This window comes from Halomonas saccharevitans (genome assembly GCF_900116405.1).
Taxonomy (GTDB): domain Bacteria; phylum Pseudomonadota; class Gammaproteobacteria; order Pseudomonadales; family Halomonadaceae; genus Halomonas; species Halomonas saccharevitans.
The window spans coordinates 81228-90712 of the sequence record NZ_FPAQ01000011.1; the positions used below are offsets into that span (position 1 = coordinate 81228).

Sequence of the window (9485 nt, forward strand, 5' to 3'; positions counted from 1 at the left end):
GGTGGCAGTCCTCTAGATGAGCGCGGCAAGCCAGGTGCCGGTGGGCAGGGCGATGCCCAGGCCCTCGGTGAACAGCACATAGCTGCCCGCGGAGAGCAGCACGCCGGTGATCAGCGCCTTGCCGCCGCTGGCGCCGAAGAGCCGGGCCAGGGCGGCCACCACCAGCAGCGAGGTGGGAATGAACCCCAGGCCGGTGAACAGCATGGCGTAGGCCAGCAGCAGGCCCAGCACCAGCAGCAGGCGTATGGCCAGCGCCTTGTGCGGCCACTCGCCGTCGGCGCCGGGCTTGAAGACGAGCGGAAGCGAGAGGCCGGCGAGCAGGATCGAAAGACCCAGCGGAAACGCCCGTGGACCCACGGGCTCGTAGCTGAACGGGACCTCCAGGTTGATGGCCTGGACGGCGACGAACGCCGCCAGGCCGATCAGCACGAGTCCCAACAGCCGGTCGGCGACCGGCTTGGTGACTTGGCTCATTTCAGACCCACTTCCTCGGCCAGTGACTGGAAGCCGGCGACCTGCTCCTGCACGTAGCCGTCGAAGTCGTCACCGAAGCGCGACATCGGGAAGAGGCCACGCGCCTCGCGGATCTCGGCGAAAGCCGGGTCCTCGGCCAGGGCCTGCAGGCGCTCGACCCACGCCTGGTAGGCCTCGTCGCTGACCTCCGGGCCCATGTAGTAGCCGCGCCAGATCGGCCACTGCACGTCGTAGCCCTGCTCGGCGGCGGTGGGGATCTCGGCGTAGGGGCCGCCCATGCGCTCCTCGGAGAGCGCGGCCAGCACGCGCACCTTGCCGCTCTCGAGCTGCGACTGGAGCTCGGAGAGATCGCCGGTGAAGACCTGGATGTGGTCGCCGAGCAGCGCGGCCAGCGCCTCGCCGCCGCCCTCGAAGGCCACGTAGCGCAGGTCGCGCGGGTCGACGTCGCCGGCCTTGGCGGTCAGCGCGGCCTTCATCCAGTCCTGGCTGCCCACGGTGCCGCCGGCGCCGAAGGCGATCTCGCCCGGGGCCTCCTGGAGATCGGCCATCAGCTCGTCCAGCGACTGCCAGGGCGCGTCGGCACCGACCACGATGGCGCCGTAGTCGACGCCCAGGGCGCCCAGCCAGCGCACCTCGTCGGCGTCGTACTGGCCGAACTTGCCCAGCGCCAGGTTGACCGCGGCGCCGGTGCTGGCGGCGACGATCAGGTTCTCGTCGTCGGTGCGCACCCCGTTGACGTGGTTGTAGGCCACGGCGCCGATGCCGCCGGGCATGTAGGTCACCAGCATCGGCGAATCGATGCGACCCGTCTCGAGCAGGCCGTTGGCGGCCAGGCGGCAGGTCAGGTCGTAGCCGCCGCCGGGCTTGGCGGGGGCGATGCACTCGGCATCGCCGGCGGCCTGGGCGGAGCCGGCGAGCAGGGCGCCGCCCAGCAGGGCGAGGCCGGAGGCGTGGCGGATGGCCGTGTTGATCTTCATGGCGAACTCCTGTTCTCTTGTTATGCGACGTGAGCGAGGCCGCTTTGCGCCTCGCGTGATGGCCAGGGCGATGCTAGGGCCGCCACCTGTCACCAACCTGTCACCTTCCCCTTCACCGCCTGAGACATTGGTCGTATGCGCCTGCTGGTCATCGAGGACGATGCGCTGATCGCCCGCTCCCTGGAGCGGGCGCTGGCGCCCCTGGGCAATACCGTCGAGGTGTTTTCCACCCACGCCGAGGCCCGGGCCGCCCTGCGCCACGACCGCTTCGACCTGATCTTGCTCGACCTCGGCCTGCCCGACGGCGACGGCCTCGAGCTGCTCGCCGCGCTGCGCGACCGCGGCGACACCACCCCGGTGCTGATCCTCACCGCCCGCGACGGCATCGACGACCGGGTCAGCGGCCTCGATCTGGGCGCCGACGACTACCTCGCCAAGCCCTTCTCGATCGCCGAGCTGGAGGCCCGGGTGCGCGCCCTGCTGCGGCGCAGCCAGCAGCGCAGCGACAACCGCCTGCGCTACGGGCGCCTCTGCTTCGATCCGGCCACCGGCGCGGCGACTTTCGACGATGCGACGCTGGCGCTGCCGCGCCGCGAGCTGCTGCTGCTCGAGGGCCTGCTGCTGCACGCCGGCAGCATCGCCCCGCGGGAGGCGCTGGAGCGGCGACTGTTCGGCTTCGACGAGGTGGGCTCCAACGCCCTGGAGGTCTATGTCAGCCGGCTGCGCAAGCGGCTCGCCGGCTCCGGGCTTCAGATCCGCACCTTTCGCGGTCTCGGCTACCGGCTGGAGGACGCGGCCGAGTGATCGAGGTCGCGGGCTCGCTCAAGCGTCGCCTGGCGGTGTGGCTGCTGGTCACCGTCACCGGCCTCGGCGCGCTTTTGATGATCGAGGCCTGGGTGAGCAGCCAGCGCGCCGCCGAGCGCGCCTATGACAGCCAGCTCGAGGCCGCCGCCCTGACCATCGCCGAGGCCGTGCAGTGGGAGCAGGGCGAGCCGCTGATCGAGGTGCCCGCGGCGGCCCTGCAGATTCTCGCCACCCGCCACCAGGAGCGGGTCTTCTACGCCGTGCTCGACGCCGACGGCGAGGCCGTCTCCGCCAACCTGCCCTTCGCCATCGAACCTGGCTGGCGCGAACGGGCGGCCGCCGAGCCCCTGGCGCTGACCGCGCGCCTGGACGGCGAGGCCTGGCGGCTCTACGGCCGCGAGGTCGACTCGGCGGGCTGGGTCTCCCAGGAGCCGGTGCAGGTCTGGGTGGGCCACACCCGGGCCGGGCGCATGGCGCTGGCCGACGAGCTCTTCGAGCGCACCCTGACGCGCTTCGTGGCCATGGTGCTGCTGGCCGGGGTGCTGATGGCCCTGGCCCTGCGGGTGGCGCTGGGGCCGATGCGTCGGCTGCGCCGCGTGCTGCGCCGCCGCGACGCCGACGACATGCGCCCGCTGGACGCCCGGGTGCCCGAGGAGATGCGCGAGCTGGCCCAGACCCTCGATCACCTCTTCGCCCGCCAGCGCCAGAGCCGCGAGGCGCTGCTGCGCTTCACCGCCGACGCCAGCCACCAGCTCAAGACGCCGCTGGCCGGGCTGCAGAGCGTGAGCGAGCTGGCGCTGGCGAGCGAGGAGCCGGCCGAGTGGCGGGCCGCCTTGAGTGCGGTGCACGAGGGCGCCGGTCGCACCAGCCGGCTCGCCGGGCAGCTGTTGAGCCTGGCCCGGCTGCGCCACCTCGGCGAGGCCGAGGCCGAGGCGGTGGCGCCGCTGGACCTCGCCGCCGCGCTGCGCGAGACGCTGCTCGACTGGGCCGGGCGCGAGGCGGCCCGCGACCACGACCTGGGGCTGGCCGAGCTGCCCGCCGGGCCGGTGTGGGTGCGCGCCGAGGGCTGGGCGATCCGCGAGCTGCTCGGCAACCTGATCGACAACGCCCTGCGCTACACGCCGCCGGGCAGCGTGATCACTCTCGGTCTCGAAAGACTCGGGGGTCTTGAAGTGCCCAAGGGGCTCGAGGGGGGTGACCAGGATCGCGAACGGGTGGACGAGGTGGCGCTCTTCGTCGAGGACGACGGCCCCGGGGTGGCCGAGGAGGTCCGCGAGCGGCTGCTGCGGCCCTTCGAGCGGGGCGGACGCCAGGACACCGACGGCTCCGGGCTGGGCCTGTCGATCGTCGACTCCATCGCCCGCCGTCTCGGCGGGCGGCTGGTGCTGGCGGCCCGCGAGCCCCACGGCCTGGTGGTCAGGCTTCATCTTCCGCTGTGCGATCCCGAGGAGGCCCCATGATGCCCCGGCGAGTCAGCCTCTCCCTCAGTCTGCTGGCGCTGCTGCTGGTCGGCGCCGGCGTCGCTGCCGGCCAGGCGCGCGCGGCAGCGACGCCGCTGGTGGTCGATGCGGCCCTCGACCGTGAGGTGGTCGCGCCGCTGCTCGACGCCTTTCGCGCCGCCCATCCCGAGATCGCCCTGGATTTTCGCGACCGCTCGACCCTCGAGGTCGATGCGCTGGTCGCCGAGGCCGACCCGGCGCCGGACGTGGTGATCAGCTCGGCGATGCCCTGGCAGATGGCGCGCGTCAACCAGGGCCATGCGCGGCGGCTCGACTCGCCGGCGGCGCGGCGCTGGCCGGCCTGGGCCAAGTGGCGCGACGAGGTGTTCGGCTTCACCTTCGAGCCCATCGTCATGGCCTACCGGCTCGACCTCTCGCGCCACATGATGCCGCCCCAGACCCACGCCGATCTGCACACCCTGCTGACCACCGAGCGGGACATGCTCGACGGCAGGGTGACCACTTACTCACCCTTGAAGAGTGGCGTGGGCTACACCCTCTACCAGCAGGATGCCCGCTACACGCCGCGTTTCTGGGATCTGGTGGCCGGCATGGGGCGGGTGGATGCCCAGCTAGAGGGCAGCACCCGGGCGATGCTCGAGGGGCTCAGCGACGGGCGCTATTGGCTCGGTTATAACCTGCTCGGTTCCTACGCCATGGTCTGGGCCCAGGAGCATCCCGAGGTGATCGTGCAGGTGCCCAGGGACTACTCGCTGGTGATGATGCGCATGGCCTTCATCCATCGCGACGCGCCGCATCCGGCGGCCGCCGAGGCCTTCGTCGACTTCCTGCTCGGCCGCGAGGGCCAGCGGGTGCTGGCCGGCCAGACGCCTTTGTTCAGCGTTCGCCCGGACATCGTCGGGCCTTACACGGCGGCGCGACTGCGCGATCAGGTGGGCGAGCGGCTCTTCCCGATCCCCCTCAACGCCTCGCTGCTGGCCTTCGTCGATCCCCAGCGCCGCGCCGCCTTCCTGGAGCGCTGGCGCCGCGAATTCCGCCGCGACGTCACGAAGTAAGCAGGCACTTCGCGGATTGCCGGACCCGGGGGCTGACCGCTATAATGGGGGATTAACTTCCCTCCCTCCTCCCACCAGCCCATGGGTGTTTTCGCATATGCTACGTATGGCCCAAGAAGCGCTTACGTTCGATGACGTATTACTCGTTCCCGGGTATTCCGAGGTGCTGCCCAACGAGGTCAGCCTCCGGACCCGCCTGACTCGGGATCTGTACCTGAACATCCCGCTGGTCTCCGCCGCCATGGATACCGTCACCGAGGCGCGCCTGGCCATCGCCATGGCCCAGGAAGGGGGCATCGGCATCATCCACAAGAGCATGACCATGGCGCAGCAGGCCGCCGAGGTGCGCAAGGTCAAGAAGCACGAGAGCGTGATCGTGAAGGACCCGGTCACCGTCAGCCCCAAGGCCAAGCTGGATGACCTGCTGGCGATGGCCGAGGAGCACGGCTTCTCCGGCTTCCCGGTGGTGGAGGGAGAGACCCTGGTAGGCCTGGTGACGCAACGCGACATGCGTTTCCAGCCCAACCATGGCGACAGCGTCGCCGATATCATGACCCCCGGCGAGAAGCTCGTGACCGTGCAGGTGGGCACCACGCTCGACATCATCAAGGGCAAGATGCAGGAGCACCGCATCGAGAAGATGCTGGTGGTGGATGACGAGAACCGCCTGCGCGGCCTGGTGACCTTCCAGGATATCGAGAAGGCCCGCACCTTCCCCCTCGCCGCCAAGGATGCCGACGGCCGCCTGCTGGTCGGCGCCGCGGTGGGCACCGGCCCCGAGACGCCGGACCGCGTGGCCGCCCTGGCCGAGGCCGGCGTCGACGTGGTGGTGGTCGACACCGCCCACGGCCACTCCAAGGGCGTGATCGAGCGCGTGCGCTGGGTGAAGGAGAACTTCCCGCAGATCCAGGTGATCGGCGGCAACATCGCTACCGCCGAGGCCGCCCAGGCGCTGGCCGAGGCGGGCGCCGATGCCGTCAAGGTCGGCATCGGCCCCGGTTCCATCTGCACCACCCGCGTGGTGGCGGGCGTCGGCCTTCCGCAGATCACCGCCGTCTCCAACGTTGCCGCGGCCCTTGAGCCCTTCGACATCCCGCTGATCGCCGACGGCGGCGTGCGCTTCTCCGGCGACCTCGCCAAGGCCGTGGCGGCGGGTGCCAGCTGCGTGATGGCCGGTGGCCTCTTGGCCGGTACCGAGGAATCCCCGGGCGAGATCGAGCTCTTCCAGGGCCGCACCTACAAGGCCTACCGCGGCATGGGGTCCATGGGCGCCATGTCCCAGACCCAGGGCAGCGCCGACCGCTACTTCCAGGACAAGAGCGAGGGCGCCGAGAAGCTGGTGCCCGAAGGCATCGAAGGCCGCGTGCCCTACAAGGGCATGATGAGCGCCATCGTCCACCAGCTGATGGGCGGCCTGCGCGCCTCCATGGGCTACACCGGCTGCCGCGACATCCAGGAGATGCGCACCAAGCCGCAGTTCGTGCAGATCACCGGGGCCGGCTTCAACGAGTCCCACGTGCACGACGTGCAGATCACCAAGGAAGCCCCGAACTACCGGGCCGGGTGATCCCGACCTCTGAACTACCGCGGCGGGGGCAACCCCGCCGCTCGCTTTTGGATCCGGCCTGCCGCCACACCGAGACACTTCCATGACCGATATTCACGCCCATAAGATCCTGATCCTCGACTTCGGCTCCCAGTACACCCAGCTGATTGCCCGCCGCGTGCGCGAGATCGGCGTCTACTCCGAGGTTCGCGCCTTCGATATCACCGAAGCCGAGATTCGCGAGTACGCCCCCAACGGCATCATCCTCGCCGGCGGCCCCGAGTCGGTCACCGAGCTGGATTCGCCCCGCGCCCCGCAGTGCGTGTTCGAGATGGGCCTGCCGGTGTTCGGCATCTGCTACGGCATGCAGACCATGGCCGAGCAGCTCGGCGGCAAGGTGGCCGGATCGAACGTGCGTGAGTTCGGCTACGCCCAGATTCGCCTGGACGCCGAGACCGCGCTGTTCAAGAACATCTCGGATCATATCGATCACGAGACCGGCAACAGCCTGCTCGACGTCTGGATGAGCCACGGCGACAAGGTCGCTCAGGTGCCGGACACCTTCACGGTGACCGCCTCCACCCCGAGCTGCCCGATCGCCGCCATGAGCTGGGAGGAAAAGCGCTTCTTCGGCGTGCAGTTCCACCCCGAGGTGACCCACACCCTGCAGGGCCAGCGCATCCTCGAGCACTTCGTGCTGGATATCTGCGGCAGCGAGCGCAACTGGACCCCGGCGCAGATCATCGAGGACCAGATCAGTCGCGTGCGCGATCAGGTGGGCGACCGCCACGTGCTGCTCGGCCTCTCCGGCGGCGTCGACTCCTCCGTGGTCGCCGCCCTCCTGCACAAGGCCATCGGCGATCAGCTGACCTGCGTGTTCGTCGACAACGGCCTGCTGCGCAAGGCCGAGGGCGACCAGGTGATGGAGACCTTCGCCAAGCACATGGGCGTGCGGGTGATCCGCGTCGACGCCGAGGACCTGTTCCTCGGCAAGCTCGAGGGCGTCGACGAGCCCGAGGCCAAGCGCAAGATCATCGGCAACACCTTCATCGACGTGTTCGATGCCGAGGCCGCCAAGATCGAAGGCGTCGACTTCCTGGCCCAGGGCACCATCTACCCGGACGTGATCGAGTCCGCCGCCGCCAAGACCGGCAAGGCGCACGTGATCAAGTCGCACCACAATGTGGGCGGCCTGCCCGAGACCATGAAGCTCAAGCTCGTCGAGCCGCTGCGCGAGCTGTTCAAGGACGAGGTGCGCAAGCTCGGCGTCGAGCTCGGCCTACCCTACGACATGGTCTACCGTCACCCCTTCCCGGGGCCGGGCCTCGGCGTGCGCATCCTCGGCGAGGTGAAGAAGGAGTACGCCGACATCCTGCGCGAGGCCGACGCCATCTTCATCGAGGAGCTGCACAACGCCGGCTGGTACCACAAGACCAGCCAGGCCTTCGCCGTCTTCCTGCCGGTCAAATCGGTTGGCGTGGTCGGTGACGGCCGCCGCTACGAGTGGGTGATCGCGCTGCGCGCCGTGGAGACCATCGACTTCATGACCGCCCGCTGGGCGCACCTGCCCTACGAGCTCTTGGAGAAGGTCTCCAACCGCATCATCAACGAGATCACCGGCGTTTCTCGCGTGACCTACGACGTGAGCAGCAAGCCGCCCGCCACCATCGAGTGGGAGTGATCGAAGCGCTGCCGGACATTAGCCGGTAGTTTTCGCGAGGCCACTCGAGACATCGGGTGGCCTTTTCATTGGCTCGTCCTGAGCCGCTTGATGCGGAGTTAGCGATGGTCAGCGGCGAAGAGATCACGGCCGAGGCGCTGGCGTTTGCCAAGCGGAACAGGCAGCGCATCGCCCGGGAGCGGACGGATAGGGAGCGCTACGTCCCCGAAGCACAACCCGTCTCGATCTTCATGGCGGGCTCCCCTGGGGCGGGCAAGACCGAGATATCCAAGGAGTATGTGGCCGCCCTCGATGAGCTCCGAGAAGAAGGCATGGATGGCCTGGGCAACATACTACGGATCGATCCCGACGACCTGAGGGAAGAGCTGCCGGGCTACACCGGTGCCAATTCTTGGCTGTTCCAGAGGGCCGTGTCGATCCTGGTGGAACGGATTCACGACCTGATGCTGAAGCAGCGACAGTCGTTCATCCTCGATGGGACGCTTGCCAGTCTCGACGTGGCACGGAAGAACATCGAACGCTCCCTGAACAAAGATAGGGATGTACAGATTTTCTATGTATATCAGAACCCTAAGCTCGCTTGGCAGTTCGTGTGCAGCCGTGAAGAGGTCGAAGGTCGAAATATCCCGCTCGATGGTTTCATCCGCCAGTGTCTGGATGTTCAGGACGTCTTGCGGTGGATCAAGCAGGAGTACGGCGATCGGGTGATGCTGGACATGATCATCAAGGACAACGATGGCACGAATCAGCAGTGGGAGACGGATATCGACTCGATTGATGACTACCTGCCCGAGCGCTACACTCGTGAACAGCTAGAAAGCCTGCTCGTAGGTGAGGATTGAGCATGAAAGAACACGTCGCCAAGTCGACCCCCTTGACCCATTTTGCGCGCCACGCGACTGCGGAGCAGAAGCAGGCGGTGCGTAACAAGGTGATCAACAATGCCATCGCCCGTCAGAAGCGTGTCCTCGATCAGGCCAAGGAGCAGCGCTGACGGTGATCGTTGCGCGAGCCCTGAGATGAGCAGCATAGGAATCCGCCACGAGGCGGGTTCTTTTTTTGCGCGGCGTGTGGCCCCATGGCAACCCTGCACTTTCCAAATGCAGCTAGCGGTTGCCCTTATCCAGCCTCAAGTTGTCAGCCCGGCTTATTCATGAGGGCGTCCTGAAAACGAAGATGGCGAGTGGTTTTCTCTTGTAGAATCAAGATGTTCCTGCCAGAACACGATTCAAGAGGACCACTCGCCATGGGTGAAACCCTAACGACCTGGTCGCCCTCGTGCAACGGCTCTGTCCGTGTCGAGCTGAGCGGCCACCGCACCACCAGCGACAGCGGCGCTCTCCTGCTGCGTGAAACCCTCGACAACAGTGGCGTGATCGAGGCGCTCGAAGACAATCTGGTCGATCGACGCCACCCGCTGCGTATCCGCCACTCGTTGGCCAGTCAGCTGCGCACCTTGGTCATGCAGCGGGCGATGGGCTGGATCGA

General features: G+C 68.2%; 10 protein-coding genes. 8 read left to right on the forward strand and 2 right to left on the reverse strand.

Annotated features, from left to right (window positions below; genetic code table 11):
* Positions 1-12 precede the first annotated feature (12 nt).
* Both BM388_RS07070 and BM388_RS07075 read right to left on the reverse strand, forming a co-directional pair.
* Positions 13-474 carry a tripartite tricarboxylate transporter TctB family protein gene (locus BM388_RS07070; RefSeq protein WP_089848567.1) on the reverse strand — a complete coding sequence of 154 codons (462 nt, stop codon included), beginning with the start codon at positions 472-474 and terminating at the stop codon, positions 13-15.
* On the reverse strand, positions 471-1451 hold the full coding sequence (locus BM388_RS07075; RefSeq protein WP_089848569.1) for a Bug family tripartite tricarboxylate transporter substrate binding protein: 981 nt from the start codon (positions 1449-1451) through the stop codon (positions 471-473). Before BM388_RS07075 ends, BM388_RS07070 begins: the two co-directional genes overlap by 4 nt.
* Positions 1452-1586: 135 nt before the next feature.
* Between BM388_RS07075 and BM388_RS07080 the strand changes: the two genes are divergently transcribed.
* From BM388_RS07080 to BM388_RS07110, 8 genes are all read left to right on the forward strand, one after another.
* A complete protein-coding gene (locus BM388_RS07080) occupies positions 1587-2255 on the forward strand; it encodes a response regulator (RefSeq protein WP_089848571.1) in 669 nt (222 codons plus the stop codon).
* Positions 2252-3715 carry a sensor histidine kinase gene (locus BM388_RS07085; RefSeq protein WP_089848573.1) on the forward strand — a complete coding sequence of 488 codons (1464 nt, stop codon included), beginning with the start codon at positions 2252-2254 and terminating at the stop codon, positions 3713-3715. The genes BM388_RS07080 and BM388_RS07085 overlap by 4 nt, the downstream gene beginning before the upstream one ends.
* A complete protein-coding gene (locus BM388_RS07090; protein WP_245781480.1) occupies positions 3712-4770 on the forward strand; it encodes an ABC transporter substrate-binding protein in 1059 nt (352 codons plus the stop codon). The genes BM388_RS07085 and BM388_RS07090 overlap by 4 nt, the downstream gene beginning before the upstream one ends.
* 97 nt (positions 4771-4867) lie before the next feature.
* Entirely contained in the window at positions 4868-6337 is a 1470-nt protein-coding gene (gene guaB / locus BM388_RS07095; RefSeq protein WP_089848575.1) for an IMP dehydrogenase, read from the forward strand.
* Between the two features lie 82 nt (positions 6338-6419).
* Positions 6420-7997 (forward strand): glutamine-hydrolyzing GMP synthase, encoded by a 1578-nt coding sequence (guaA, locus tag BM388_RS07100; RefSeq protein WP_089848577.1) that lies wholly within the window; start codon positions 6420-6422, stop codon positions 7995-7997.
* Positions 7998-8053: 56 nt separating this feature from the next.
* Positions 8054-8839, forward strand: coding sequence for a zeta toxin family protein (locus BM388_RS07105; RefSeq protein ID WP_245781481.1), 786 nt, complete (start codon positions 8054-8056; stop codon positions 8837-8839).
* A gap of 2 nt (positions 8840-8841) precedes the next feature.
* Complete coding sequence (locus BM388_RS17815; RefSeq protein ID WP_175535052.1) at positions 8842-8991, forward strand: hypothetical protein; 150 nt, start codon at positions 8842-8844, stop codon at positions 8989-8991.
* 213 nt (positions 8992-9204) lie between these two features.
* A partial coding sequence (locus BM388_RS07110; RefSeq protein ID WP_175535053.1) for a transposase occupies positions 9205-9485 on the forward strand: 281 nt, incomplete at its 3' end.

Bases quoted from the DNA above. Each gene is read 5' to 3' on its own strand.
- guaA (WP_089848577.1), top strand. From the start codon at position 6,420: ATGACCGATATTCACGCCCATAAGATCCTGATCCTCGACTTCGGCTCC.
- BM388_RS07075 (WP_089848569.1), bottom strand. From the start codon at position 1,451: ATGAAGATCAACACGGCCATCCGCCACGCCTCCGGCCTCGCCCTGCTG.
- BM388_RS17815 (WP_175535052.1), top strand. From the start codon at position 8,842: ATGAAAGAACACGTCGCCAAGTCGACCCCCTTGACCCATTTTGCGCGC.
- BM388_RS07070 (WP_089848567.1), bottom strand. From the start codon at position 474: ATGAGCCAAGTCACCAAGCCGGTCGCCGACCGGCTGTTGGGACTCGTG.
- BM388_RS07080 (WP_089848571.1), top strand. From the start codon at position 1,587: ATGCGCCTGCTGGTCATCGAGGACGATGCGCTGATCGCCCGCTCCCTG.
- BM388_RS07090 (WP_245781480.1), top strand. From the start codon at position 3,712: ATGATGCCCCGGCGAGTCAGCCTCTCCCTCAGTCTGCTGGCGCTGCTG.
- guaB (WP_089848575.1), top strand. From the start codon at position 4,868: ATGCTACGTATGGCCCAAGAAGCGCTTACGTTCGATGACGTATTACTC.